The following is a 26,854-nucleotide window of genomic DNA, read 5'->3' as shown; positions in this document are numbered from 1 at the left end:
ACACGCGACACCCGCGACACCGGCCAACAAAACAGATAACTGCGGAGAAACTCATGAAAGAAGCAAGAGTACTGACGGTCACGGATATCGTCGTGATGAACGTGGTATCCATTGTGAGCTTGCGACACATCGCCGGGCTGGCCAGTTATGGCGCCTCGGCCATGGTGATGTGGCTGATGGCGGCATGCTGCCTGTTCCTGCCGATGGCCATGGTCTGCGGCGAACTGTCGACCATCTGGGCGAGCGACGGCGGCATGTTCATCTGGGTACGGGAAGCCTTCGGCAAACGCATCGGCTGGATGGTCGTCGCCTTTTACGCCCTGTCCTGTCTGCTGTATTTTCCGTTGATGCTGCAATACGCGCTCAGCACGCTGGCCGTCGCGCTGGGCGGGAATCTGGCCGATCATTCACTCGCCATCGCGCTCGCGTCCATCGCGATCTTCTGGCTGCTGACCGGCCTCAATATTCTTGGCATGCAATGGACACGCCACATCAACCGCTTCAGCATGCTGCTCGGTGTCTTCATTCCGGTCGGCATTCTCGTGGTCCTCGCCGTCGTCTGGCTCGCCAGCGGCAGGACGATGCAAACGCCGTATCCCGGCTCGATGACGCAATGGATGCCCGACATGAGGCGCATGGATGCCATCGTTTATCTGTCCAGCACCATGTTCGCCTTCGCCGGGTTGGAAGTCGCGCCGATGGTGGCCGGCCGCACACGCCATCCCCAGAGGGATTTCCCGAGAGCCATCCTGGTCTCGGCCGTGCTGATCATGCTGTTTTACATGGTTGGCACCTGGTGCCTGAACATTCTCCATCCCTCCGACAATATCGATATCGTCGCGGGTGTCGCACAGGCGCTGATCCTCGCCACACGCACATTCGGCATCCCCTGGCTGTTGCCCCTGATGGCGGTCTGCCTGATGATCGGCACGCTCGGGCAAGTGAACGCCTGGATGGTGGGGCAAATCGTCATGCTGCAGGAAGCCAGCCGCGAATACCGCATTCTCGGCACCAAGATCACGGAAAACCACCCCGTTCACGGCACCCCGGCCAACGCCCTCTTGGCCCAGGCCGTCATCGTGACCGGGCTGTGCCTGCTCGCGCTGCTCTCACCGAGCGTGCAGGCCGCATACTGGGAATTCGCCAGCCTGACCATGCTGTGCTACTTCGTGCCGTACCTGTCGATTTTCGCGGCATACCTGCGTCTCCTGGCCACGCGCGCCACGCATCCTCGGAGTTTCCGCATACCCGGGCGAATCCTGCCGGTCGCGCTGCCGGTCGTGGGACTGCTCGCCGTGCTGTTCTCCATGGTGCTATGCCTGGTTCCGCCGGCCAACCTGACGCTCGCGGGCGATCTGTTCACCTTCGCCGGCAAACACGTGCTGACCCTGTTTGCCGTGTGGCTGGCCGCCGACAGACTGTACCGGCATGCGACCCGCCGTACCGCGCCACAGACCGCGCCCGGAAGTCCGTCGCCGGGCCGCTGAAGGTTCACGGGCAGCGGTCCAGCAGGCTTCGGCGGCTGGCGGTTTCGTTGCGGCGGATTTTTTCCTGCAACCGCATGAGCCCGTACAATAGCGCTTCGGCGGTCGGAGGGCAGCCGGGCACATACACATCGACCGGCACGATGCGGTCGCAGCCGCGCACCACCGAATAGGAATAATGGTAGTAACCGCCGCCGTTGGCGCAGGATCCCATCGACAGGACATAACGCGGCTCGGCCATCTGGTCGTAGATTCGGCGCATCGCCGGCGCCATCTTGTTGGTCAGCGTGCCGGCGACAATCATCAGGTCGGCTTGGCGCGGCGTCGCGCGCGGCACCATGCCGAAGCGGTCCATGTCGTAACGGGCGCCCGCCGCGTGCATCATTTCCACCGCGCAGCAAGCCAGGCCGAACGACAGATACCACAGGCTGCTGCCCTGAATCGTGCCCAGCAAATCCCGGCAAGTGGTCAGCATGAAACCGTCGCGCTCAAGGGAGGGAGTGGTCACCGTTTTCTCCAGGCTAAAGTCCGAACGGAGACTCTAGCCCTTGGCCGCGCCACCGGCTTGTACCGACACGACATCAACCACGAAATCCCACGATCTGCACTTCCTCGTTGCGGCAGCCGAACACCAGCTCCCGCTCATCGCCGGCATAGCGCATCAACCCGAGCTCCGTTCGGCCAGCGTCGGCGGTCGCCGACAGGAATTCGCCGGGAGTCATGCCGGCCAGCAACTGAAAATCGCGGATCATGTGTGCCTGATCGAAGTAACCGCACTCCTGGGCCAGAAAACCGAGCCGGCCATGGGCATAGGGCCTCACGATCAGCACCGCCAGCATATTGACGAAGCGCAGCATGCGCCGCATTTCCCGCAGCGGCATGCCGTAACTGGCGAGAAAGCGCCGCTCGAACTGCCGCACGCCCAGCCCGCTCTGGCGGGCCAGTTCGTCTGAGGGCAGATAAAGGCGCGGCGCAGGAAGGACAAACGCATCGGCGCCGCGTGGTTCGCGCATGCCGGCCAGCGCGAGAAGCCAATCGCCCAGCAGGGAAATCCGCCCGCCAAGCGACGGAGCATCCATCACGCGGGAAAACAGTTCCGCCTCCTCCCGCACGCCGATCACGTCGTCAAGCGGCCAGGAGGTATCCGCCAGATGGTTGCAATGCAGGGGAAACAGGCGCGGCAATTGCCCGACCCTGAGCAGGATGCTGATAAAAGCGGCGCCGGGCGACAATTGAAGACGGATGGGACGGGAAGAGGGACCGGTCAGAAATGTGCGGGACGCCTCCATTTTCAGGCGTCCGTCCAGCTCGTACACCCGGCTGTTGCCGGCGAGCATGAGGCCGATCTGGGGAAACGGGGTGACCGGCACGACAAGCTCCCCTGTCACGCCGGTTTCGACATGGAAATAGCGGATGAACGGGGCCAGCTTGACCGGAGGAGGGATCAAATAGCGGGCCATGCGCACAGCATAGCACGAATGTTTTGAGAAACGCCGGTACGCAAGCCGGCCCGGCCATGATATCCAGTACAGGAAAACCCCTACGAGATATGCAGATCCGTCTTTCTGCAGGACAACTGACGCCCCTGCTAATGTCGGACCGTTCTTTTCATAACATGGCACAATCGATGAGTCATTCAGCCAAACACCTTTTTACTCTGGGACTCCTGGCGCTTCCGCTGCACGTGGCTCAGGCCACCGAGCGCATTGAAACCGTCACCGAGCATGACCGAGGCGAAAAAATTGCCGTGCGCGTTGTGGACGGGCAAGCCATGATCGACGATATCCGGATCGGCGAATGGACGCAGGTGAACACCTATGGTGTGCCCCCATGGCAGGCCAAACTGCTCAGGGGCGAACTGGACGAGAACATCAGAACCCGTCCCTTGCGCCGTCTGTGGAACGGCGATGGGGTTCCGTACGAATTCGGCGCCGACTACTCCGAGGAAGGCAAAAAAACCTTCCGGAAAGCCGCGGCGGTTCTGTTCCGCCAGACCGGCATCCGCCTGACCGAGGAGCCGCAGCGGCGCAACCGCGTGTTACTGACGCGCCATGGTTCGGAATGCTCGTCGGAATTGGGCATGACGGGAGGCATCCAGCGTGTCGCCATGACGACTTCGTGCATGCAATCCATTCCGGATACGCTCCACCAGATAGGCCATATACTCGGCCTGGGCCATGAACACCAGCGCAGCGATACTGCGATACGGTTCAACGTTCCGGCGATGGGCACCATGTCCGCCACCGATCTGCCAAGGTGGTATGACAACTGGACGATGATTCAAGGAATCGGGCTGCTGTATGACACCTATTCGGTCATGCACTACTGGCCACGCGAAGGCCGCGAATCGCGAACGCCACCCTTCACGACACCATCATGGCTGACCACGGGCACCGTTGCGCGCCTGGCGAAACTCTATCCTGGCGCGGCACGGCGCGCAGCCCTAGCCCAACCCGTCCCTCCGGCCAACGGCACGATTCGTTTCGTCGCCCTGGACAGAATGCATTGCCTGGACAGCGATCCGGCGCTTGCCCGGCAGGCGCCCTTGCGCGCCATCGGCGCCTCCCCGACCATGCAACGCTGCACGGCGGCAAAGCCGCATCAGACATGGATTTACGATGACAGGCAGCGGATACGCTCGGCCGCCCGCCCCGACGTATGCCTCAGCCCGAGATTCGGACTGTACACCATCGCCATGGAGCCGTGCCGCGACGACGCATCCGGACAGCAGTGGAACATCCTGGCGGGGCGTATCGTGTCGGTTGATTTTCCTGGAGCCGGCGTGGCGTACAACGAATCGTTCGGCATCCGGCTGCATAACCTTGGTACCGGGCCGAATCTGCCCACCTCGGAAACCGGCGGATTTACCGGTGACTTCTACCTGAAATGACCGGGCTCCGGACAGAGGGGCGAAGCGCGCACGCGGCTCGCCCCTCTGTCGTCAAGCGAGCTTCTGGCGCGCCAGTTCATCAGCCGCCCGGTTGGTGGCGATGCCGTCCTTGTCGGCGCGCGCGAACACATCGGCCAGCGTATCGGCGATGGCGCGCACTCGCCCTTCCACGCTGTGCGGCGATTCACCGAAGTACTCGGCGCACACCTTGATGATGCCGCCGGCGTTGATCACATAATCGGGCGCATAAAGGATGCCGGCATCGCGCAGCCGGTCTCCGATATCGTCGGTGGCGAGCTGATTGTTCGCCGCGCCTGCCACCACCCGGCACTTCAGCCGCGGCAGCGTCAACGGATTGAGCGAGGCGCCCAGCGCGCAAGGCGCAAACACATCCGCCTCGACATCGACGATCTCCTCGGGCGCCACCACGCTCGCGCCGAACGCCTCCGCCGCGGCCAGGCAAACACCACGGTCGATATCGGTGACGGTCAGCCGGGCGCCCGCCTCGTGCAACTGGCGCGCAAGATCGAATCCGACATGGCCGAGCCCCTGGATCGCGACATGCAGCCCTTTCACCGAGTCGGCGCCGAGCCGGTGACGCGCCGCGGCGCCCAGACCGACGAACACACCAAGCGCCGTGGCGGGGGAAGGATCGCCCTGCCCGCCCAACTCGCCGGAAAGTCCCGCGACATAGCGCGTGGTTTCCCGCACATGATGCATATCGGCCGGAGCAGTTCCCACATCCTCGGCCGTGATGTAGCGGCCGCCCAGCGATTCGACGGCACGGCCCAGCGCGCGGAACAACTCAGGGGTTTTCTGGGAGCGGGCATCGCCGATGATGACGGCCTTGCCGCCGCCGATCGGCAGGTTGGCCATGGCATTCTTGTAGGTCATGCCGCGCGACAGGCGCAGCGCGTCGGTGGCCGCTTCGGTCGAATCGGCGTAGCGCCACATGCGGCTGCCCCCCATGGCGGGACCACGGCGGGTATTGTGAATGGCGATGATCGCTTTCAGCCCGGAAGCGGCATCGCAAACATGAACGACGGCCTCGTGGGCGTCGAAATCGGGCAACTCGAACACACTCATGGTCTCTCTCCAACTGTTTTTGTTCGGAGCCAGGGTTGGCCTCGCTCCGCGCATAGAAAACGGCAATGATTTTGTCATTGCCGTTTCACATGATAACCAATCGGAACAGTACCACCAATTACCACGCCGTCAATGGGGCGGACGCTTGCGGAAAAACGTCACCGGCGATTCGGTGACCGTACTTGGCGGCGGAGACTTGAGAATGTGCTTCTTCATCTTGCCGATGACATGCATTTCACAGGGGCGGCAATCGAATTTCAGGGTCAGCGTTTCGTTGCCGTTGACAAGGGTCATCGGCTCGGCGCGCACCTGGCCCATTACGCCCTTCACGCCCTTGGCCTGTTTCGGGCACAGGTTGAACGAGAAGCGCAAACAATGCTTGGTGATCATCAGCGGCACCTCGCCGTCCTCCTCGTGCGCTTCGTAAGCGGCCTCGATGAGCTTCACACCGTGACGAACGTAAAAGGCGTAGGCTTTCGCATTGAACACATTCCCCAGAAAACTCAGGGACGCTTCCGGATACGGTACCGGCGGTTCGACGGGGGCCTTGCGCGGCAAGCGCGCCAGCGACGCCACCCGGGCCGTGATCAGTTGATCCGCGGCATCGCGGCGCAGCCCGTTGATCACCGAAGCCGGCACGAACCAGGGACGGGACAGATCGAGCACCACCTCGCGGGCCAGGAACGGCGTATTGCCAAGTTTGGCCAATTGATCGCGCATCCCCGACAGGGCGCGCTCGCCCTGCTGGGCCTCCGACAACCCCGTCTTCGCTTCGACGGTCACGGTACAGCCGTCGATATCGGTCATGGTCAGCGCCAAACCATCCTGTCGTTCGGCGAGCCGCAGCCAGACATCGATGCGGCGCTCCGCCGACTTGCGCGTCAGGCCAAGCTCCCACTGGTGGTCCCGGTTGCGGTTGATCGCGCTGCCGATCCGCAGCCCCTCGAGCATCGCCATCGGCTCGTTCGGATGGATCCGCCAGGCGCCGTCGCCCAGCGCTTCGGCGCGGTTGACCTGAATACCGACCGGCTCGCGTTTTTTCATGTAGTTGAGGCCGTCGCCATTGTGCAAGGGCTCGGTGGCCGTCATGTCGAACCAGTCGCTGCCCAGCCGCGTCACTTCGCCGATCGGGACACCGACAAACTTGGGCGAATCGAAGGCGCCGATGTCGGGCTTGCGTTCGTTGACGAAGTAGTCGGTGGCGCCGCGGTGGAAGGTCTTGTCCGGGTCGGGCGTAAAGAAGAACGTGCATTCCCCGCTTGAGGAACGGGCGAACTCGGGACGGGCCTCGATCAGTTCGTCCAGCAGGCGCCGGTAATGCGCCGTGATGTTTTTGACATAACCCACATCCTTGTAGCGCCCTTCGATCTTGAACGAGCGGATGCCCGCATCGATCAGCGCTTCGAGATTATGGCTCTGGTTATTGTCCTTCATCGACAGAAGATGCTTGTCGAAGGCCACCACGCCGCCGTTTTTGTCGACGAGGGTATAGGGCAACCGGCAGGCTTGCGAACAGTCGCCACGGTTGGCGCTGCGTCCGGTCTGGGCATGGCTGATATTGCACTGGCCGGAATAGGCCACGCACAACGCGCCATGAATGAAAAATTCCAGCGCGACATCCGTTTCCTCATGGATTTTGCGGATCTGGGCAAGATTGAGCTCCCGCGCCAGCACGATCTGGGAAAAACCCGAATCGGCCAGAAACCGCGCCTTCTCCACCGTACGGATATCGGTCTGGGTACTCGCATGCAGCTGGATCGGCGGCAGATCCATTTCCAGCAGTCCCATGTCCTGGATGATCATCGCATCGACACCCGCGTCGTAAAGCCACCAGATCAGATCGCGGGCGGGCTCCAGTTCGGCATCGTGCAGGATGGTGTTGAGCGTCACGAAAATCCGCGCATGATAGCGATGAGCGAACTCGACCAGCCCGGCGATATCGGCCACATCGTTGCCGGCGTTATGGCGGGCGCCGAAAGCCGGCCCGCCGATGTACACCGCGTCGGCGCCGTGCAGGATGGCTTCGCGGCCGATATCGGCGGTTTTGGCCGGGGCCAGAAGTTCGAGCTGGTGGGGAAGAAGGCGCATGGTGATCCGGACTCCAGAAAACAAACGGAAAAAAGCCGCTTGGTGTTATCCAAGCGGCTTTTCAAATCTGGTGGCAGGACATTCGTCAACCACCGGCAATCGCATGAACACATGTCGGCGAAGTACACCTTAGGTTCACTCTCTCATGTGAAAAGCAAGACATGATAGCATGCGTACCCCGGTAATCCCCCCTGAAATTAGTCGTCGTCTGAAGTAGAATTTTCTCCAACAGGATTGAAGGGAATTTTGCGTGAAGACGTCCCGCTTTTCAGACAGTGATCATCGCCATCCTCAAGCAGGCAGAGGGCGGTAGCCCTGTGCCTGAGCTGTGCCGTGAACACGGCATCAGCTCTGCAACGTTCTACAAGTGGCGAGCCAAGTTCGGCGGCATGGATGCATCGCTCATGGCCCGGCTCAAAGAGCTTGAAGACGAGAATCGTCGCCTCAAAAAGATGTATGCCGAGGAACGGCTCAAGGCCGAGATCATTCAGGAGGCCATGGCAAAAAAGTGATGACGCCGTCTCGCCGACGCGAGATGGCGCAGTACGCCGTACAAGCAAAAGGCGTCAGCATCCGCTTGGCCTGCCAGACATTTGCCATCAGCGAAACCTGCTATCGCTACCAGGCAAAGTCCAGCGCGATCAATGAAGAGATTGCCGAGCACCTGATTCGTTTAACCCATAACCAACGCAATTGGGGCTTTGGCCTATGTTTTTTGTACCTGCGCAACGTGAAGGGATATCGCTGGAATCACAAACGGGTCTACCGGATTTATTGTGATCTGGAACTGAACTTGCGTATCAAGCCCAGGAAGCGCATCGTCCGCACCAAGCCGGAACCGTTGGCGGTACCAGCCACCGTGAACGAGTGCTGGTCGATGGATTTCATGCACGATCAGTTGTCGGATGGACGTAGCTACCGGCTGTTCAACGTGATCGATGATTTCAACCGAGAAGCGTTAGCCATGGATGTGGACTTGTCATTGCCGGCAGAGCGTGTGGTGCGCGCCCTGGATCAGGTCATTGAATGGCGTGGCAAGCCCAAAGTGATTCGTAGTGACAATGGGCCTGAATACATCGGCGCTACGCTGACGCGATGGGCCGAAAAGCACGGCATTCGGCTGGAACATATCCAGCCGGGAAAGCCCCAGCAGAATGCGTATGTCGAGCGCTATAACCGGACGGTGCGTTACGATTGGCTCGGGCATTACCTGTTCGATTCGATTGCTGAGGTACAGGAATATGCAACGGATTGGATCTGGACATACAATTATGAGCGCCCGAATATGGCGCTCGGCGGCATCACCCCGAAACAGAAACTGGCATACAGCCAGATTACCTCTACTTTAGCCGACAGCTAAAAATGGGGGGATTACCTGGCAAGACAGGTGAGACCGTGGTTAAGCAAGCCTGAGTTAGACCGAGTGTCAAAAGCACGATGTAGTGATAAGGCCTTGACCAGCAAATTCCATCAGGGACAGAGGCGACGGCCTCATCAAAGTCCGGATGTATGGCTGCAATCTCAACCTTGTTTCGCATCACAAAAGATTGCTTGGCAATCGGGGGCGCCCATGTACGGTCTAATGATTCCGGACACCTCGATAGGTGGGATAATCACCTACCGAGGAAAATGAATGGCCAGAATGCGCAGAAAGTTCGATACCAGCTTCAAGCTTGAAGTGGTGAAAATGACCAAAGACCAAGGACCAAGGACCAAGGACTCGGCGTCTCTGACGTCTGTCGTTCCATGGACTTGGGTGAAACGGCGGTCCGTCGGTGGATCCAGCAATATGAATCAGAACTGCTGGGTAAAGCAGGGGTTGGCAAGCCACTGACCGCTGAGCAGCAACGCATTCGCCAGTTGGAAGAAGAGAACCGTAGACTACGCCAGGATGTCGACATCTTGAAAAAAGCATCGGCCTTCTTCGCCCGCGAACTCAAGTGACATACCGCTTGGTTCAACAGCTGAAGAAGGCCTATTCGATCACGTCGATTTGTCGGGTTTTGGAGGTGAGCCGTTCCGGATTTTACGAGTACGATCAGCGGCCTCTGCCGCCCGCCGATCTGGCTGTCGAGGTCAAACTAAAAGCGGCTTTTGCCGAGAGTGGGCAAAGCTACGGCAGCCGCCGGCTGAAAATGGCGCTTCGAGATCATGGCTCTCATTTTGGGCGTTACAAGATTCGGCGCTTGATGCGCACATATGGGCTGAAACCCACGTGGAAACGCAAGTTCGTCCATACGACCGATAGCAAGCATGATCTGCCTGTGGCGGAAAACATAGTGAATCGGCAATTTAGCCAAGATGCCCTCAACCGTGCCTGGACCTCAGACATTTCATATGTGCGGACTCGCTCTGGTTGGTTCTATCTGGCGGTGGTCATGGACCTGTTCTCGCGCCGAATTGTTGGCTGGGCCATGGCCCCTCACGTGCAGACGTCGTTGATCTGCGACGCTTTGACTATGGCATTGCAGCAGCGCAAACCGCCGCGAGGACTCCTGCTGCATGGACCGTGGCAGCCAGTACGCCAGCCACGAATACCAAGCGCTGCTGAAACGGCATGGCATCGTCTGCAGTATGAGTCGCAAGGGCAATTGTTGGGATAATTCGGTGATGGAGCGGTTCTTTCTGAACCTGAGGATGGGGCGCGTCTGGCAGCGGGATTACGCCAACCATGACGAGGCTATCCGTGACATTACCGGATATATCGTCGGCTTTTACAATACGTGCCGATTGCATTCGAAATTGAATTATCTGCCACCGGTGATCTACGAGCGGCAGATGGCGGCAAAACAACCTATCCTGGTGTCCGAAAAAACTTGACCACTACATAATGCCGTTCACGATGGCGCGGTGATCGTGATAGCGGCGGCCAGCCGTTAGTCTATGGGGCAAGACGGGCTTCAGCACCGCCCATTCTTCATCGGTCAGTTCATGGCGACGCACTGTCATGGCTACTCTCGCTTGATGGTCTGATGATCAGACCTCAGGCTGGCTGAATGGTTTGCAGACAGAGCCTAGGGAGAAATTTTCACACCACTTTGACGTACTAAATTGTGGAGCTTTGTCTACCAATGAACATTGTCGGTAAGCTACTAGGAATGTATACTTTTCATTCATTAGTAGGGTGTTTGCAGTCTTTATATAGGGGGCTGCGATGTGCCTCTCTCTACACACACAATCGGACTTCTTAAATAACTTTCTAGGACGCAATGAGCGGGGGGGGGGGAGATGGCGGCGGGTTGATGGGGTAACCCAAAAAAGATGGAAAAGAACGGCTTGTAAAACGGTTGTTGCAGATTTTCCTAGTCGCCAGCTGTTATCGTCCGGAGGCGGAAATTGTCGTAATCGACCGGTGCCTTAAGTGTCGTGGTCTAATGATTCTGGGCACCTCGATAGGTGGGATAATCACCTACAGAGGAAAATGAAGGCCAGAATGCGCAGAAAGTTCGATACCAGCTTCAAGCTTGAAGTGGTGAAAATGATCAAAGACCAAGGGCTCGGCGTCTCTGACGTCTGTCGTTCCATGGACTTGGGTGAAACGGCGGTCCGTCGGTGGATCCTGCAATATGAATCAGAACTGCTGGGTAAAGCATGGGTTGGCAAGCCACTGGCCGCTGAGCAGCAACGCATTCGCCAGTTGGAAGAAGAGAACCGTAAACTACGCCAGGATGTCGACATCTTGAAAAAAGCATCGGCCTTCTTCGCCCGCGAATTCAAGTGACATACCGCTTGGTTCGACAGCTGAAGAAGGACTATTGGATCACGTCGATTTGTCGGGTTTTGGACGTGAGCCGTTCCGGATTTTACGAGTACGCTCAGCGGTCTCTGCCGTCTGCCGATCTGGCTGTCGAGGTCAAACTAAAAGCGGTTTTTGCCAGAGTGGGCGAAGCTACGCCAGCCACGAAACCAAGCGCTGCAGAAACGGCATGGCATCGTCTGCAGTATGAGTCGCAAGGGCAATTGTTGGGATAATTCGGTGATGGAGCGGTTCTTTCTGAACCTGAAGATGGAACGCGTCTGGCAGCGGGATTGCGCCAACCATGACGAGGCTATCCGTGACATTACCGGATATATCGTCGGCTTTTACAATACGTGCCGATTGCATTCGAAATTGAATTATCTGCCGCCGGTGATTTACGAGCGGCAGATGGCGGCAAAACAACCTATCCTGGTGTCCGAAAAAACTTGACCACTACAGAAGTTGCGGTATGTTATGCCGCCCCCAAATCGGCTAAGCCGCTACTGAATTGGCAGGCTGAACGCGACTTAGCCTCCATGTGCCAAGACTACTGGCGTTGGCAACAATACAATCCACAAGGTTACATATGATTCCGAAAATTTCATATTGCACAGAAGGTTCACGCTGATGCCCAACTTCTCGCCTTCTCCTGCCGCATTGTTCTCAAGCTTGTGGCGTAACCGTGAACTCATCAAGGCATCCGCCAAGAGGGAGGTGCTCGGACGCTATCGTGGTTCCGCACTCGGGCTGCTCTGGTCGTTTTTTAATCCGCTTTTCATGCTTGCTGTTTATACATTTGTTTTCAGTGTAGTGTTCAAAGCGCGTTGGGATACTGGGAGCGACTCAAAAACTGAGTTTGCACTGGTGCTCTTCGCTGGCCTGATGATGTTTAGCCTATTTTCCGAATGCATTAACCGTGCGCCGAGTTTGATTCTCTCGAACGTAAATTATGTAAAAAAAGTTGTGTATCCGCTGGAAATATTGCCAGTTGTAATCTTGTTGGCTGCGATGTTCCACACGTTAATCAGTCTCGGCGTTTGGTTGCTGGCGTATGGTGTATTTTTTGGGATGCCCCATGCCACAGCGCTACTCATGCCAGTCATTGTTTTTCCTTTCATGCTCTTTATCATGGGTTTGAGTTGGGTTCTGGCCTCGCTTGGCGTTTACCTGCGCGATATATCGCAAATCATCGGTATCTTTACTTCGGTGCTCATGTTTTTGACCCCCGTTTTTTATCCGGTTAGTGCACTGCCGGAAAGCTACCGACATCTTTTGTACCTTAATCCGGTGACACCAGTCATTGAAATGACACGAAATTTACTGTATTGGGGTAAGCTACCCGATATTCAGCCATTAGTTACTTATTGGTTCGTAACTACCCTGATTGCCTTGCTTGGCTTTGCTTGGTTTCAGAAGACAAGAAAGGGGTTTGCCGATGTCCTCTGAAATCGCCATCAAGGTTGAAGGGCTGAGCAAGTGTTACCAGATTTACGACCAGCCGCGTGATCGTCTCAAGCAGATGATCTTACCGCGATTCCAGCGATTGGCTGGTCTCGAACTGCGCCAGTATTACCGCGAATTTTGGGCGCTAAAGGATATCTCTTTCGACGTCAAGAAAGGTGAAACGGTCGGCATCGTCGGCCGCAACGGGAGTGGCAAGAGTACCCTCTTGCAGATCATTACCGGGACGCTAGCCCCATCCACTGGCTCTGTCACGACCCACGGCCGTATAGCTGCGCTACTGGAGCTAGGATCGGGCTTCAATCCGGATTTCACTGGGCGCGAGAATGTTTACCTCAATGGAGCTCTGCTCGGTTTTTCCGCAGCGCAAATAGATGATAAGTTTGACGCAATCGCTGCCTTTGCCGATATTGGCGAGCACTTGGATCAGCCTGTGAAAACTTATTCGAGTGGGATGCTGGTTCGTCTTGCTTTCGCCGTGCAGGTGCAGGTAGAACCCGAAATCCTGATCGTGGATGAAGCTCTCGCCGTGGGTGATGCACTCTTCCAGAAGCGTTGTTTCCAGCGCATCGAGAAATTGGTATCAGACGGTACGACTGTGTTATTTGTGTCGCATGATCAGGAAAGCGTGCGGACGCTCACTAATCGAGCCCTATTATTGAATAAAGGGCAATCGGTTGCATGGGGGCTGTCCTCCGAAGTTGTGCTGAAGTACCGCAAATTACTCCACGACGAGGAAGCCGCTTACTTCTCGACCCTCACCAAAAGTATGGTCGAGCGGGCAAGACAAGCCGCTATGCCTAGCACTGTTGAAGCGCTCGCCACTGCTCAGTGTGCTACGAAATCCAAGCCGGCTGTTCATGTTTCGCGCGGTATGGAGACGCGTTCCGACCGGCTATCGTTTGGCGATGGCGAAGTCAAAATCATTAAGGTTGAAACGCTAAACGCCGGTGACCAACCTTGCTCGATGTATTACACAGGGGAGCAATTGCGGATCCGGATTACCTGCGAAGCTTTCGCGAACATCGACAAACTGAACGTTGCTGTTCGTTTGAGAAATAAAGAGGGCGTTAAGATTTATTCTTGGGGAACCCTCAACCAGGACATGACCACTAGAGCCAGAGGTCTTGACACTCATATCTTCTGGGATCGTCGCTTCGAAGTAGGTGATACGTTCCAAGTGGTGCTCGACTGTGCCTGTGACTTGGGCGAAAACCTTTACGAAGTACAGGCCGCCGTCTCCATCGAGGAGACGATGAATTACATGGCGCAGCGAATGCTGCATTGGGTAGACGAAGCGGCCTTTTTTCAGGTGTCAATCAAGCGCGACGAGTACTTTTTTGGCGGTGTGGCTGATTTAAGAATGGTTGCAACTTGGATAAAATAATGACAGATACGAATGCGACAACTGACTACCAGCAACAATATGATCACTATTGGACGTTAGAAGACCGCATCGGCGAATCGAGTGGCAACATGCAGCATATCGCTGAGCTGATTATCACGACCTGCGGTGTTGGTCGCACATTGGATATAGGCTCAGGCGAAGGATTGCTGGTATCGTCATTGCTGTGCCGCGGAGTGGATGCGTACGGTTTAGACGTGTCGGAGGTTGTCACTGCACGCTGTAATAATCGCATGCCAGGCCGGTTCTCTCATGGCTCTGTGCTCAAGTTACCTTTCACAAGTGCGTCGTTCCAAACCGTAGTATCCACCGATTGCATGGAGCATCTGGCACCCGAGGATGTTCCCAACGCTTTAAAGGAAATCCATCGGGTCGCCGGCCGCTATGTATTCCTTCAAATTGCGACGACACTGGACCGCGATGGACATTGGCACTTAACGGTTGAAGGGCGTGCTTGGTGGGAGACAAAGTGCTTTGAAGCCGGTTTTCGGAAACATCCTGCCTACTATGAAATTAATGATTACGAATCATTAAATTCAGATAGTTGGCAGGTGTTTATTATTCTCGAAAAAATTCCTGAGGAGGTGCTGGAAAAATATCCTCTTGGAGTGCTGGCCCAGGAGCGTGATCTCCATATGGATATGCTGAGAGAAACTGGGCGCAGATCAGATGGACATGTGTTTCACTATCACTTTGCTTCACAATATATCCGTCCTGGTGATGTTGTTCTAGATGCAGCATGTGGTCTAGGCTACGGCACACATGTCATGTATTCAAATTCATTTGCAAAACGCCTCATTGGTGTTGATTTGAGCCATTATGCTATTGAGTATGCGTTTTCAATGTATGGTGGGGCGGATGTTTCTTTTGTAGAGTCAAATGTTGAAAATCTTTCATTTCTTGCGGATGATTCAGTAGATCTAATTACTAGTTTCGAGACATTGGAGCACGTGCAAGATCCTAGGAAACTGCTGGCTGAATTTTCAAGGGTTTTGAGACCGACAGGGCGTCTAATCGTAAGTGTTCCGAATCGCTGGGTGGATGAGACTGGGAAAGACCCTAATCCATGGCATTTTCATGTCTACGATTGGGCTGTGCTAAATGAACAGTTATCGCAATTTTTTTTGATTGAGGAACGATTTGACCAGATAGCCGGCGGTGGCTTTAAGCTTTCAGAGAGTCCTCGACTTTTTCAGCGATCTGATGAAGGAGGGGTTAATGAGTGCGCAGAATCCGAATGGTGTGTGGCTGTCGCATTCAAACAATCAAAGGGCACCTCGTTACCATTTGAAGAGACGGTATACCCATACTCAAAACCACCAAATAATTTACTTGATTTTTCTTCTAATTATGATAATGCGTGGTTGATTCGGGAAATTTGCGAAACGCAGTTTCGAATCAAAGAGCCGATCGCTTTGGCCGAACGATGCAAAGAGCTAATCGGTAGTTGCAATGCCAAATCGGCTGATTATGGCGCAGCATTGTGTGTATATGGTTATAGAGTTTTTGAGCATGGTCATTTTGATATTTTTGAGTGTTTAGATTTAGCGATAAAAGTTGAGAACTACCTGAGTTTCGAATCCCATAATGCACATGTTTTTAGGTGGCAGACTTCATTGGCTTATCTTATGGGGCTTATATTCTTGAAGAAAGGTGATAGGGAAAGATCTCGGTATTGGTTTGATCGTTGCATAGAGGCAGAATACTTGAAATTCAGTCCGGTATTGGCCGTTAAAATCGTTTCTGCTGCAAGGCATGTTGGCTTTTTGCTTCTCTCTCAAGGGGATGATACAGGTGCTATTTCATATTTCAGCCGCGCAATGCATGTTGCACTTGATGCGCTAAAGAACCCAGCAGAAGAGTGGATTGGAGAAGCTACTTTTCCTCTGACTTGCACCTATTTTGATGCAATGGAATTGCTCGACAATGGAATGCATAGTGCGGTTGTCGTTTCGCAATTGATCTCAGGACGAGGCTCCCGCATAAATTTTTATCGTTTCCTTTTTCAGGGTGGGTATCATAGTTCGCTTGAGAAACAAGTAAATGTCCTGACTGAAACAAATAAAGATAATCTAACAGAGCTTTATCGACTGGGCACTGAGCGCCAGGAACTCTATGAAATAGCAGAGCAGCGCTTGTCGGAGCTGCATCGACTGGGCGCTGAGCGCCAGGAACTCTATGAAATAGCAGAGCAGCGCTTGTCGGAGTTGCATCGACTGGGCGCTGAGCGCCAGGAACTCTATGAAATAGCAGAGCAGCGCTTGTCGGAGTTGCATCGACTGGGCGCTGAGCGCCAGGAGCTCTATGAGATAGCAGAGCAGCGCTTGTCGGAGTTGCATCGACTGGGCGCTGAGCGCCAGGAACTCTATGAGATAGCAGAGCAGCGCTTGTCGGAGTTGCATCGACTGGGCGCTGAGCGCCAGGAACTCTACGAGATAGCAGAGCAGCGCTTGTCGGAGTTGCATCGACTGGGCGCTGAGCGCCAGGAGCTCTATGAGATAGCAGAGCAGCGCCTGTCGCAGCAGCTCATGCTGGCTAATCGATTAGCTGACGCCGAGAATTTGACCTTACGTCAGTTCCTTCAGCGGTATCTGAACAGAATGTGGCGTGAGCTGAAGTCACATATGTCCCCAAAGAGCGAGCCAAAGAGATAAAGGATCTATTTATGCATATTGCACAGATCAGTAAGGCGGATGCCTTTGGTGGCGGCGCCAGCCGTGTAGCGGAGGAGTTATCCCAATTATTTCGGATCAAGGGATATACCTCTCATCACTGGGCCTCTTGGGTCGGAAAGGGGTATGATCATCATTCAAGCTTTCCTCTTTATGGGCGCTTTAGTCGCGAAATACGCTTAGCCCACATGTTGGTAAAGAAGGTGGGTTTTCCAGAATTATTGCCGTTTGAGTTGGCTATTTTGCTACGAGATAATCGAGCGTACGATTATGATGTGCTGCATTTCCACGATCTTTCGTCAGCGATATCTCCCTTCACTTTAAGTTGGCTGGCTCGTAAGAGGCCGGTTGTATGGACTATTCACGACTGCAGTCCATTTACCGGTGGATGCTTATATCCCATGGGGTGTGAGAATTTCAAGTTCGGTTGTGGTAATTGCCCGCAAATTGGGCAGTGGCCGATTGATTCATACATTGATTTCACCAAGATAATGCACCGGGTTAAGCGGGGGCTACATGCCAAAAAACGCGTTATAACCATCACGCCATCAAAGTGGATGTCTGATATGGCGTATTCTAGTGGGCTATTTGTGGAGCCTCCCATCGTGATACCTAATGGTGTCGATACTCAACTCTACAAACCATTGGATAGGGAGTTTACAAGGAGCACTCTTGGGTTGCCGATTGATCGTCGAATCATTTTATTGTCGGCAGGAAATCTACTGGATGAGCGAAAAGGAACCAAGTACGCGTTGGAGGCCCTATCCCAAGTTAAAGATTTGGAACCCTTCCTGCTAGTGGTTGGTTTAGTGGATGATAAGGCGCGGGATTATTTAAAAGAGTTTGACTATCATGCAACCGGTTACATTGGGGATCCGGCTCAATTGGCGCTAGTGTATTCCGCAGCTGATCTTTTTCTGTTCTGCTCGCTAGCGGACAACCAGCCCTTGGTAATTTTGGAGACTATGGCTGCTGGTACTCCGATGGTGGGGTTTGCCACCGGGGGGATACCCGAAATGGTGGAACAGGATCGGAGTGGTTATTTGGTAGAACAAAGGGACGTTCCTGGCTTGATTCGGGCAATCCGGCGAGCTTTTGAGGGGAACCGTTTGTCAGAGTGGGCGAGATGTGCAAGGGAACGAGCGCTTCTGATCTACTCATTTGATCGACTGACAGAGAACCATTTGGCATTGTATGAAAAACATGTTCTTAGTCTGGCATTGTAAAAATTATGAGTATGAAAAAAAATATTTTACGTTTTAATCATCCACGTACTCTAGCAGCCGGACTTATCGAGGAAATTGAGCGGACTGGCATACGGACGGTTTCTTTCGATGTTTTCGATACATTGATCCATCGTAGAGCTCATCCTAATGCTGTGGTTTGGGCTGTGGCCCGATGGTTGAGAGATCGCTTGAATTCGCAGGGGCTCCCGATCGTAGTTGACTCGCTAGATGCGCGGAATCGAGCGTATTCGCAGTTGATTGCACAAAAAGCGGAGCAGGGGCTAGACCTCGATGTTAGCTTGGACGAACTAGTCCTGCCTTGGGTGCGGGAGTGTGTTGGCAGAAATTTTGAAGGTGACATATTGTTGGCAGAACAATTGGCCATGATCGAGTGTGAGTACGAACAGGCCTCTACGTTCTGCAATCCGGACTTCCTCAACTTGGTGAGGAAACTTAAGGATCGAGGTATTCGGCTAATTTATACTTCCGATATGTATCTCGGGGCACGATATGTTGATCGTATTCTTGACTCCTGTGGTTACAAAGGAGTTTTTGATGCTGCTTATGTCTCTGGCGATTTCGCATTGCTCAAACGATCAGGTCGGCTTTTTGATGCAGTACTTGAGAGAGAGGGGCTTAAGGCCAATTGTTTAATACATGTCGGTGATAGTTTTGTCAGCGATGGTGAGCGGCCAGCTGAGCGAGGAATTATCGCGTTTGTACATGAGTTTAAGCAAATGGTGCGTCGCAACCTCCGAATGGAGTATGACTATCAGCGTATGAAGGTCGATCCTTCATGGATGGGAGTCGTGGCTGCACAGTATGCAGAAGCAGCATTAGGTGAAGCAGGTTCGCCAGAAGAGGGATATGGCCGTCGAGTGCTTGGTCCAGTGTTCGCAAGTTTCGTCCATCGGTTGGCTGAGCGTTGCAAGGAAGAGAGAATTGAAAGGGTCTATTTCGTTGCTCGTGAAGGTTATTTGCTAAGGCAGCTCTTTGAGCAGATAGCGCCTGCGATATTTGGAGATCATTCAAAAAAGCCAAAAACTTATTACTTGGGAATATCTCGTTTGACAACGTTTTTAGCATCGACAAAAAACTTCTCATTACGGGAGATAACAGCTGCTTTTAATAATACTCCTCACTACTCAATCAAAACGCTACTAGCACCGCTTAAGCTTGAGGAGTCCTTTCTTTTCTCCCTTGCTCAACGCTGCGGGATTAATGATATAGATGCTGCATTGCCACCCTTTTTCAAAGAGTGGTCGCCATTCCATCGCCTACTCGAAGATGTTCAGTTGAATATCGAGATTCGTAGACGATCCTCTTCGGTTTTTGAGTTACTTCAAAGGTATCTCGAGCAGCAGGGGTTTTTTAAGGATTCTCGAGTCGCGTTAGTTGATGTAGGTTGGAGTGGACAAATTCAGGATAATCTATATAAAGCGATAAAGGAAAGGCCTGACTGTCCACAAATATTTGGAGTCTATCTCGGAACAACTTTAACCGCTCACTGGCGGAAGACTCCGTCCAATTGGATGGAGTGGACTCATGCGGACTATTCCCACATGGGCTGGTTTGGTCGCTCTGCATTCGACTTTGTTCAAGGCTTGGAAGCCGTGGTTAGGTCTCCGCACGGCACGACCATTGGTTATGTCGATACTGGCCAGTTCGTTGAGCCAACTTATAAGGCAGAAACAGATTCTTCACGCCAAAAAGAGGCCAAGGACGATCCGATGATTGCCTTATTCCAAAAGGGGATGCATGAATTTTCGATACATTATGCACAAGCGGCGAAGATGTTTGGGTTCACCGCCACAGATACAATGCCGTACGCGCGGATGATGTTAAACCGGATGGTACGCTTTCCGTCGTCCGAGGAGGCGGGGTGGTTCTTAAAAATTAATAATGTTTCTGATCTAGGCTCTTCTGACGTCTTCTCTCTTGGCCAGCAGCATGCGGTATCTGTGTTAAGGCCAAAAGCTATGCTGCGCGAATTGAGGCAAAGTTTCTGGCGTTACGGAGTGGCGGCGATAGGCAGGGGAAAGGTGAGTCAATGTCTTTACTCTGCCCTGATTTCAATTTACACGATCCCCAAAAAGCAACAAAGCCTATGTGAAGGAATCTTGTTTAATGCCCCGGCTCCGGCCAGTGCGGCGCGCATCGGAATTGGAGAAGCCTTTGATGCGCAAGAGTCGCTGCTCGACTCTATTGAGGCTTCGCATAAAACTTGCGTTGAGATCGGCCGTAAGCAGGCGCGTATTTTGTCTCTTCATACGGCCACATCACCTTTGAGACTTAAAGAGGCTCTTCTGATTCATCTAACGTATCGACTAGTGCGAATCGGCTGTCTTTTTTCGGGCCGGCACATACCCTACTCGGACGCACTCTCTGTAAAGGGATTCATCATGCGAGCCTCAAGGGGATATGAATTCATTCGTCGTTCAGTGCATTATATTCGTAATTGTATATAGTAGTTAATAGCAAGTATGATGAGGATCAGCCAGTGGTGCCAAATGGACGGTCAAAGCAGGTGAGGGGAAAAATTGCTTGGTTGGTTCCTCGTTTGGTGGAGGGATCGGGAGGCATTCGAACTATATTGGCCTATGCCAAAGGTCTTGAAATCGCTGGGTACGAGTGTCTTCTGTATCTTGAAGGTGTGGGGGCGGATGGACTAGCCCGATCGGATGTGCAGCGCAACTTCGGTTATCTATTCGAGCAGGTACACTATGGCTGGGATGATATTGCGCCTGCAGATCTAGTAATTGCCACCATCTGGTATTCAGCGCGAATTGTAAGAGATTTACCGTTTTCTTGTCGTAAGGCGTATTTGGTTCAGGACCGTGAGGCCTTGTTCTATCCTGTTGGCTATGAGGCCTTAATGGCTGAGCAGTCCTACAGATACGGCTTGATCCCCATCACAGTGGGTTATTGGCTGAAGACGGAATTGCAAAAACGGCATGGTGTTCAAGCTTATGCACTCAATTTCGGTGTGGACGAACAAATTTATCGGCCGCTAGATGACGAGCAACGAGAGCAGGCTGTGTGTTTCATATATCAGCCGGACAAACCTCGTCGCTGTGCACGGTTAGGAATTGATGCTTTGGGAATTGTTAAACATCATGCACCTAATACCAAGATTTACCTGTACGGAAGTCATAAGTCGGAAGCTCGTAATGTATGGTTTTCGCATACTCACATGGGATTAATAAGCCCTAAAGATTGCAATAGACTTTATAACAGATGCAGTGTCGGGCTCTGCCTAAGTGCATCCAACCCGTCGAGGGTTCCATTTGAGATGGCTGCCGCAGGATTGCCTGTGGTAGAGCTCTGGGGGGACTCTATGCTTTATGACTTTCGGGAATCAATGGGCATCCTTTGTGAGCCAACACCAGAAAGTATTGCAGAGGGCGTATTGACGATCTTAAAGGACAGTGACAGCCCGGTAGGTGCTAGAAAAGGGCGACAACAGCCAAGTGTGGATGAGGTTCAGGAATTTGTGACAGTGATTAATCACGTGATAGAGGGAGCTACCCCATCGGTGGAGGATGTACTGCGACGTTATTCGAACCCTATGATTAAGTCGTCACCAGAAACTGCACGTCTTCCCGTCGAGGTTACTTGTCGTGTTAATGCACCAGGAAATGCTAGCCTAAACCGACTACATCCAGTATTGCGCAAACTCCTAGGATGGGGGGCCCGGATAGTCAGAACCAGACTACTGAATTAGTAGGGATGGATGAGCTAATGAATTACAAGCTTCGAACGATAGATGTCTGGGACACTCTATTGCGTCGTGACTGTCATCCGGAATGCATCAAACTGGCGACCGCCCAGCACCTTTTTTTGGGCTGGTCAGATCAACTCAAACCGCAGTTTCGTGATTGCTGGGCGCTGTATAGGGCTCGCCTAGATGAGGAACGCGTGATCGCCAAACAGGCCAGGACCTGCGGTAAAGATGATGAGTATGAGATCACTGCGGTCCTGACTCAGTGGGTCGATACCGTGTTTCCCTGCTCAGGGCAGGTAGGGCTACCGGCGCTTCTTGTGGAATTCGAGCTAGGCGTCGAGATCGCCAGATCTTATCCCGACCCCGAGATCTTACTCTTCTTGCGTTCGCATGAGGCTGAGAAGACGTTGTTCTTGTCCGACTTCTATATGAGTGCTGAAATGGTCAGCCGCTTGCTTGCAGCCAAAGGACTGGCCACGTTAGCCCCCGAGGGGCTTTCGTCCTGCGATGTTGGACTCAATAAACGTACCGGACAGATTTTCCAGTATGTACACTCGCTGCATGCTATCGCACCAGAGCAGCACGTACATATCGGTGACAACGAATGGTCAGATGTGTCGTCACCGCGTGCTCTCGGCATAAATGGCCTGCATTATCAGCCCGAGTCCGCCCACAAAGAACGCTTGGCGCGAGAGCGTTTGTTTTCATCGAGGGGGGCATTATTTGACCATGTATGTGGGGAGTGCTCCTTTATCGCTAGGGAGTCAAGCAAAGGTTTGTCGTCGAAACAGGCTGCTGCCCTGTGCTTGGGCGCCGAGGCCGCACCTTTGTTCATTGGATTCGCGCTTTGGATAGGGGAGCAGGCTATTCTTAATAAGCTTGACCGTCTGTACTTCTTCACCCGCGAAGGTGAATTTTTCCATAAAGTCTTCTCAGCTATTTTTCCGCAGCATCGACTTGCCGGGCACGACCTACCTCCTGCTGATATCCTTGCGGTCAGTCGCCTGAGTACGTTTATCCCCTTAGCGAGCGATTCTCTTTTTCAGGATATGTCTCGCATATGGTCATTGTTCAAGGTGCAGAGCGTTTCCGGGTTGTTTACGACATTGGGTTTGCCGATCGAGCCATTTTTGGAATTACTTGGCGCATTGGGTCTGAGGGAAACGGAAGTTATCAGCAATCCCGAGAGCAGCCCTTTACTGCGCCGGTTGTTTGAGACACCGACATTTGTTGAGGCCGTTAAGAATGCTTCTGAATCCCGAGCCAATCTGTTGAGGAGCTATTTGACGCTAAACGGTATTTGTTCTAGTTCACGGGTCGGCGTCGTCGATATTGGCTGGAGGGGAACCATTCAAGACAATATTGCACTGCTAATGCCCGATGTGCATTTTTTTGGGATGTATTTGGGTTTGCGTCGAGTAATCAATACCCAGCCATCGAATGTTGTCAAAGCGGCCTATGGGCCAGATGAGAATAAGTCCAATGAACCTTCTGCGCTTTTCGCGAATTTTGCAGCTATGGAGCTGCTTTGTAATTCTCCGCACGGAAGTGTAATTGGTTATAGTAATATAAAGGATAGTTGCACGATCCCCCAACGCCAAGTTAATCAAGAAGAAAATGAGGCTTACGATGAGTTTGTAGGGGTGTTTCAGGATGGGGTTTTGCTTGCAGCGCAGCACTGGGAGTCATATCTCAAACGATATGTGGTTTCTAGCAATGAATTGCAGGTAATGGCCTTGCATGTTTGGACTTCGTTGCGCAAAACCCCACCAGATGGGCTAGTAAATATTTTTTTACATACACCGCAACACGATGTATTTGGCTATGGAGAAATTTTTAAGAGAAACGAATATCCATCCTTGGTGGATATATTGCTATCTATTATTCTGCCTAATAAGCGTAAGAAATTGATAGAGTTTATCCGTCGTGTGCAGTGGTCCGAGGCTATTGAGAGTGCCAAAGGTATCAGTCCGCTTCATCGAACTGCATTGCTCTTAGCTTTTCGTGTGGCCAATGTGATTAAAAAACTATATTTGCAATTGAAGCTTGCTAAGCGGAGTAAAAATGCGTAGCTGTGATGCCATAATTGTGAATTACAACGCAGGAAAACTCCTTGCTGATTGTGTGCGGTCTGTCTTGGCAGACGGTGTGCAGCGCGTTATCGTGGTGGATAACAATTCTCACGATGAGAGTCTGGCTCACCTCACGTCAACTATTGCTGATCAGCGGCTTCGCATTCTAGAGAATAGCAAGAATCTTGGCTTCTCGACCGCATGCAACGTGGGGGTGCACAGTTCGTCAGCTAACGCCTTATTGTTCTTGAACCCTGACAGCGTGCTTGGGCAGGGGGCGCTGCAACGCATGATGGAAGTGCTGTACAGTGACTCCACGATTGGCATGGTGGGCGGTTTGCTGTGTAACCCGGATGGCTCCGAGCAGCCAGGTGGGCGGCGCGTGTTTCCTACTCCTAGGCGCGCGTTTATGCGCGCTTTTGGCCTGTCGCGTCTAGGGCGGTGGCTACCTTCACTATGCTCAGATTTTTTGCTTCATAAGGAGCCGTTACCTGATAGTCCGGTGGCCGTTGAGGCTATTTCCGGAGCCTGCATGCTGGTCAAGCGTGAAGCGCTAGATGATGTGGGGTTGTGGGACGAATCGTATTTTCTCCATTGTGAGGACTTGGATTGGTGCATGAGGTTTCGGCTGAACAATTGGCTTGTTGTCTTCGTTCCCGATGCTAGGGTGATCCACGTGTGGGGAGCATGTAGTCGAAGTCGGCCGTTTTTTGTGGAGTGGCACAAGCACTATGGCATGTTACGTTTCTACAACAAGTTCTTCAGAAAGCTGTACCCGGGTCCGCTTTGGTGGCTGGTTGTGTTGGGAGTCTGGTTGCGCTTTGGCTTGGTATCCACGTACTTCGCCGCGCAGCGGGTGTTGGTACAGCTAACAAGTGCGGTCAAAGGGGGCACGCGTGTCTGATTCCAAGGTCGGCGTATTAGGCGCAAGTGGTCTCGTTGGTGGCTGTCTTCTTGCACGACTGGCGGAGCTTGAATGTCATGCCATCGCCTTCAGTCGTGAAAAAAGATTAGTAACGCAAGGAGGCACTGTCGAGTGGCGCGTGTTAACTGCACCTCAAATCAAAAGTCCCAATATAACGGACCCTATCAGTCAATGGATTTGCGTGGCCCCCATCTGGGTATTGCCAGATTACTTTGCGTTCATCGAGGCCTGTGGCGCTCGCCGCTTGGTGGCGCTGTCCTCCACCAGTCGCTTCACGAAAATCGGCTCTGACGATTGGGCTGAGAGCGACATCGCTGCAAAGCTGGTTGAGGGCGAGATTCGGGTGCAGGCGTGGGCTGAAAGCCGAGGAATAGAGTGGGTGATTTTACGGCCAACGATGATTTATGGCCTAGGCCGGGACAAGAACATCAGCGAGATGGCGTCCTTCATTCGCCGGTTTGGTTTCTTTTCTTTGCTCGGTGCTGCACAGGGTCTGCGCCAACCAATCCATGCCGAAGACGTGGCCATCGCTTGTGTTGCGGCTTTGCAGGCGAAGGCAGCGGCAAACTGCGCATACAACATTTCCGGGGGTGAAACCGTACCTTACCGTGAAATGGTGGCCCGTGTATTTGCCGTACTGGACCGGCCTGCGCGCTTAGTCAATGCACCCCTGTGGGCCTTTCGCGTGGCTGTGACTATGTTACGCTGCTTACCGCGTTATCGGCATTGGTCGGTGGTCATAGCCGTGCGCATGAATCGGGACTTGGTGTTCGACCACTCAGATGCAGTACGTGATTTGGGGTTTAAGCCAAGGGCTTTTGTGCTGACGGCCAAGGACCTGCCGAAATGAGCCTGATGGCGACCATGATGACCCTGCTTACAACGATCGCCCTGCTTGCCTGGGCGGCGGCGGCGTGGGTACTGCGCCGTGCTGAGATCCTGCGCTTGATACAATTGCCTAATCACCGCTCATCTCATTTGCAACCTACTCCAAATGGCGGTGGTCTGGGCATTGTGGCCGCAGGAAGTCTTGCCGGTGTCGGTTTGGTGTTGTTCTTTGGCTGGATTGTCGGTGGTGGGGTGCTGGGACTTGCAGCCGTGTTGGCTGCAGTGGGGTTGCGCGACGATATGGAGCACTTGTCTGCACGGGTGCGGTTAGGTGTGCAGGTAGTCGTTTGTGCTGGGGCGCTGATTATATTTGGTGATTTGCCTGAATTGGTCTTGAGCGGAGTATTGGAGTTTAAGGTAACTGGCTGGATCCTGTTTGGGTTCTTGCTCCTGGTTGGCGTGTGGTGGATCAATCTGTTCAATTTCATGGATGGTATCGACGGTATTGCCGGGGTACAGGTGGTATTTATTTTGCTAGTTGGTGGGGCGTTAGCTGTATGGACTGAACCGAGTGCGATTCAAAGTCCTATTTGGATGTGGATGTTGTGCGTAGCTGCAGCAACGGTGGGTTTTCTGCTACTCAATTGGCCCCCCGCTAAAATCTTCATGGGGGACGTGGGCAGCACGTGGCTGGCGTTCATGGTGTTCGCCTTGGCTCTGCTTTCTGTTCAAGCTGGATGGTTGAATTATGCTGTATGGTTAGTGCTGGCTGCTGTTTTTGTGACTGATGCAACCGTCACGCTACTCACTCGCATACTGCGCGGGGAGCGCTGGTATGAAGCGCATCGTAGTCATGCCTACCAACGCTTATCTCGCCGGTGGCAGGGAGACCGCAAGGCTGGCCATCGCTCTGTCACGTTGCTCGTGGCAACAGTAAATGGATTGTGGCTAGGTCCTTGGGCTTGGTCGTGCGTACAATGGCCGGCCGGAGTTACGGTGTTTGTGATGGTGGCGTATTTGCCACTGGTGTTGGCAGCGTTGTGGTTGGGGGCTGGCAGGCCGGATCCCTGTTTGCCTAGCGATCAGGAGGTGAGGGACTAGGCCCTGTTTGCTAAGGCCCTCAAATATTGTCGTATCATGGCAATGTGGATGCTCGCCAAATAATGTAGCGCCAGTTTTTCGTAGCGTGTCGCTACGGCGCGCGCTTCTTTGAGCCAGCCAAGACAGCGTTCGATCACGTTGCGCCGCCTATAC

At 53.6% G+C, this 26,854-nt stretch carries 18 protein-coding genes and 3 pseudogenes; 16 read left to right on the top strand and 5 right to left on the bottom strand.

Translation table 11 applies throughout. From position 1 onward, the window contains the following. Window positions 1-53: 53 nt before the first annotated feature. Window positions 54-1,487, top strand: a complete 1,434-nt coding sequence (locus tag JNO50_RS03635) for an APC family permease (RefSeq protein WP_189536250.1) — start codon at window positions 54-56, stop codon at window positions 1,485-1,487. 4 nt (window positions 1,488-1,491) lie between these two features. On the opposite strand, the gene JNO50_RS03630 is transcribed toward JNO50_RS03635, so the two are convergent. Then, window positions 1,492-1,959 carry a NuoB/complex I 20 kDa subunit family protein gene (locus tag JNO50_RS03630; protein WP_229804885.1) on the bottom strand — a complete coding sequence of 156 codons (468 nt, stop codon included), beginning with the start codon at window positions 1,957-1,959 and terminating at the stop codon, window positions 1,492-1,494. A 106-nt stretch (window positions 1,960-2,065) separates the two neighbouring features. Next, the gene (locus JNO50_RS03625) at window positions 2,066-2,944 is read right to left on the bottom strand and encodes a helix-turn-helix transcriptional regulator (protein WP_189536254.1); all 879 of its coding nucleotides are present in this window, start codon (window positions 2,942-2,944) and stop codon (window positions 2,066-2,068) included. A gap of 167 nt (window positions 2,945-3,111) precedes the next feature. Here JNO50_RS03625 and JNO50_RS03620 point away from each other — a divergent pair, with 167 nt between their 5' ends. Beyond that, complete coding sequence (locus JNO50_RS03620) at window positions 3,112-4,374, top strand: M12 family metallopeptidase (RefSeq protein ID WP_189536257.1); 1,263 nt, start codon at window positions 3,112-3,114, stop codon at window positions 4,372-4,374. Window positions 4,375-4,425: 51 nt separating this feature from the next. On the opposite strand, the gene JNO50_RS03615 is transcribed toward JNO50_RS03620, so the two are convergent. Together JNO50_RS03615 and JNO50_RS03610 are read right to left on the bottom strand one after the other, a co-directional pair. Next, window positions 4,426-5,460, bottom strand: coding sequence for a Leu/Phe/Val dehydrogenase (locus tag JNO50_RS03615; protein WP_189536258.1), 1,035 nt, complete (start codon window positions 5,458-5,460; stop codon window positions 4,426-4,428). 129 nt (window positions 5,461-5,589) lie between these two features. Beyond that, complete coding sequence (locus JNO50_RS03610; RefSeq protein ID WP_189536260.1) at window positions 5,590-7,548, bottom strand: peptidase U32 family protein; 1,959 nt, start codon at window positions 7,546-7,548, stop codon at window positions 5,590-5,592. Between the two features lie 250 nt (window positions 7,549-7,798). Between JNO50_RS03610 and JNO50_RS03605 the strand changes: the two are divergent. The 14 genes and pseudogenes from JNO50_RS03605 to JNO50_RS03545 all read left to right on the top strand — a co-directional run bounded on the left by JNO50_RS03605 (window position 7,799) and on the right by JNO50_RS03545 (window position 26,701). After that, a pseudogene (locus tag JNO50_RS03605) lies at window positions 7,799-8,908 on the top strand (IS3 family transposase). 273 nt (window positions 8,909-9,181) lie between these two features. Then, a pseudogene (locus tag JNO50_RS03600) lies at window positions 9,182-10,368 on the top strand (IS3 family transposase). A 613-nt stretch (window positions 10,369-10,981) separates the two neighbouring features. Next, on the top strand, window positions 10,982-11,269 hold the full coding sequence (locus tag JNO50_RS19230) for a transposase (RefSeq protein ID WP_425325366.1): 288 nt from the start codon (window positions 10,982-10,984) through the stop codon (window positions 11,267-11,269). Between the two features lie 201 nt (window positions 11,270-11,470). Then, window positions 11,471-11,737, top strand: a pseudogene (locus JNO50_RS19225) (integrase core domain-containing protein); the annotation flags it as partial. A 177-nt stretch (window positions 11,738-11,914) separates the two neighbouring features. Next, window positions 11,915-12,733, top strand: a complete 819-nt coding sequence (locus JNO50_RS03590) for an ABC transporter permease (protein WP_189536848.1) — start codon at window positions 11,915-11,917, stop codon at window positions 12,731-12,733. Then, on the top strand, window positions 12,723-14,135 hold the full coding sequence (locus tag JNO50_RS03585; protein WP_189536846.1) for an ABC transporter ATP-binding protein: 1,413 nt from the start codon (window positions 12,723-12,725) through the stop codon (window positions 14,133-14,135). The genes JNO50_RS03590 and JNO50_RS03585 overlap by 11 nt, the downstream gene beginning before the upstream one ends. Further along, window positions 14,135-16,807, top strand: a complete 2,673-nt coding sequence (locus JNO50_RS03580; RefSeq protein WP_189536845.1) for a methyltransferase domain-containing protein — start codon at window positions 14,135-14,137, stop codon at window positions 16,805-16,807. The genes JNO50_RS03585 and JNO50_RS03580 overlap by 1 nt, the downstream gene beginning before the upstream one ends. Window positions 16,808-16,818: 11 nt before the next feature. Then, complete coding sequence (locus tag JNO50_RS03575; protein WP_189536843.1) at window positions 16,819-18,051, top strand: glycosyltransferase; 1,233 nt, start codon at window positions 16,819-16,821, stop codon at window positions 18,049-18,051. A gap of 11 nt (window positions 18,052-18,062) precedes the next feature. Then, window positions 18,063-20,519, top strand: a complete 2,457-nt coding sequence (locus JNO50_RS03570; RefSeq protein ID WP_189536841.1) for an HAD family hydrolase — start codon at window positions 18,063-18,065, stop codon at window positions 20,517-20,519. 125 nt (window positions 20,520-20,644) lie between these two features. Then, a complete protein-coding gene (locus tag JNO50_RS03565; RefSeq protein ID WP_215796479.1) occupies window positions 20,645-21,775 on the top strand; it encodes a rhamnosyltransferase WsaF family glycosyltransferase in 1,131 nt (376 codons plus the stop codon). A gap of 17 nt (window positions 21,776-21,792) precedes the next feature. Then, complete coding sequence (locus JNO50_RS03560) at window positions 21,793-23,847, top strand: hydrolase (RefSeq protein ID WP_189536839.1); 2,055 nt, start codon at window positions 21,793-21,795, stop codon at window positions 23,845-23,847. Continuing rightward, the gene (locus JNO50_RS03555) at window positions 23,840-24,751 is read left to right on the top strand and encodes a glycosyltransferase family 2 protein (RefSeq protein WP_189536837.1); all 912 of its coding nucleotides are present in this window, start codon (window positions 23,840-23,842) and stop codon (window positions 24,749-24,751) included. Before JNO50_RS03560 ends, JNO50_RS03555 begins: the two co-directional genes overlap by 8 nt. Further along, window positions 24,744-25,622: an SDR family oxidoreductase gene (locus JNO50_RS03550; RefSeq protein WP_189536835.1), complete on the top strand. Its 879-nt coding sequence runs from the start codon at window positions 24,744-24,746 to the stop codon at window positions 25,620-25,622. The genes JNO50_RS03555 and JNO50_RS03550 overlap by 8 nt, the downstream gene beginning before the upstream one ends. Further along, window positions 25,619-26,701: an MraY family glycosyltransferase gene (locus JNO50_RS03545; RefSeq protein WP_189536833.1), complete on the top strand. Its 1,083-nt coding sequence runs from the start codon at window positions 25,619-25,621 to the stop codon at window positions 26,699-26,701. Before JNO50_RS03550 ends, JNO50_RS03545 begins: the two co-directional genes overlap by 4 nt. Here the strand turns inward: JNO50_RS03545 and JNO50_RS19220 are convergent. After that, a complete protein-coding gene (locus JNO50_RS19220) occupies window positions 26,698-26,838 on the bottom strand; it encodes a transposase (RefSeq protein ID WP_189536831.1) in 141 nt (46 codons plus the stop codon). The genes JNO50_RS03545 and JNO50_RS19220 overlap by 4 nt on opposite strands. Between the last annotated feature and the right edge of the window lie 16 nt (window positions 26,839-26,854).

This window comes from Paludibacterium paludis, from assembly GCF_018802605.1.
GTDB lineage: Bacteria > Pseudomonadota > Gammaproteobacteria > Burkholderiales > Chromobacteriaceae > Paludibacterium > Paludibacterium paludis.
Note: the sequence above shows the minus strand (reverse complement) of the source record. Positions and strands in the feature narration are given on the sequence as shown.

What these genes read in the sequence shown, in the direction of transcription:
- JNO50_RS03620 (WP_189536257.1), top strand. Translation starts at nt 3,112, where the DNA reads ATGAGTCATTCAGCCAAACACCTTTTTACTCTGGGACTCCTGGCGCTT.
- JNO50_RS03580 (WP_189536845.1), top strand. Translation starts at nt 14,135, where the DNA reads ATGACAGATACGAATGCGACAACTGACTACCAGCAACAATATGATCAC.
- JNO50_RS03545 (WP_189536833.1), top strand. Translation starts at nt 25,619, where the DNA reads ATGAGCCTGATGGCGACCATGATGACCCTGCTTACAACGATCGCCCTG.
- JNO50_RS03610 (WP_189536260.1), bottom strand. Translation starts at nt 7,548, where the DNA reads ATGCGCCTTCTTCCCCACCAGCTCGAACTTCTGGCCCCGGCCAAAACC.
- JNO50_RS03570 (WP_189536841.1), top strand. Translation starts at nt 18,063, where the DNA reads ATGAAAAAAAATATTTTACGTTTTAATCATCCACGTACTCTAGCAGCC.
- JNO50_RS03590 (WP_189536848.1), top strand. Translation starts at nt 11,915, where the DNA reads ATGCCCAACTTCTCGCCTTCTCCTGCCGCATTGTTCTCAAGCTTGTGG.
- JNO50_RS03585 (WP_189536846.1), top strand. Translation starts at nt 12,723, where the DNA reads ATGTCCTCTGAAATCGCCATCAAGGTTGAAGGGCTGAGCAAGTGTTAC.
- JNO50_RS19230 (WP_425325366.1), top strand. Translation starts at nt 10,982, where the DNA reads ATGCGCAGAAAGTTCGATACCAGCTTCAAGCTTGAAGTGGTGAAAATG.
- JNO50_RS03575 (WP_189536843.1), top strand. Translation starts at nt 16,819, where the DNA reads ATGCATATTGCACAGATCAGTAAGGCGGATGCCTTTGGTGGCGGCGCC.
- JNO50_RS03560 (WP_189536839.1), top strand. Translation starts at nt 21,793, where the DNA reads ATGAATTACAAGCTTCGAACGATAGATGTCTGGGACACTCTATTGCGT.
- JNO50_RS03555 (WP_189536837.1), top strand. Translation starts at nt 23,840, where the DNA reads ATGCGTAGCTGTGATGCCATAATTGTGAATTACAACGCAGGAAAACTC.
- JNO50_RS03635 (WP_189536250.1), top strand. Translation starts at nt 54, where the DNA reads ATGAAAGAAGCAAGAGTACTGACGGTCACGGATATCGTCGTGATGAAC.
- JNO50_RS03625 (WP_189536254.1), bottom strand. Translation starts at nt 2,944, where the DNA reads ATGGCCCGCTATTTGATCCCTCCTCCGGTCAAGCTGGCCCCGTTCATC.
- JNO50_RS03615 (WP_189536258.1), bottom strand. Translation starts at nt 5,460, where the DNA reads ATGAGTGTGTTCGAGTTGCCCGATTTCGACGCCCACGAGGCCGTCGTT.
- JNO50_RS03630 (WP_229804885.1), bottom strand. Translation starts at nt 1,959, where the DNA reads ATGCTGACCACTTGCCGGGATTTGCTGGGCACGATTCAGGGCAGCAGC.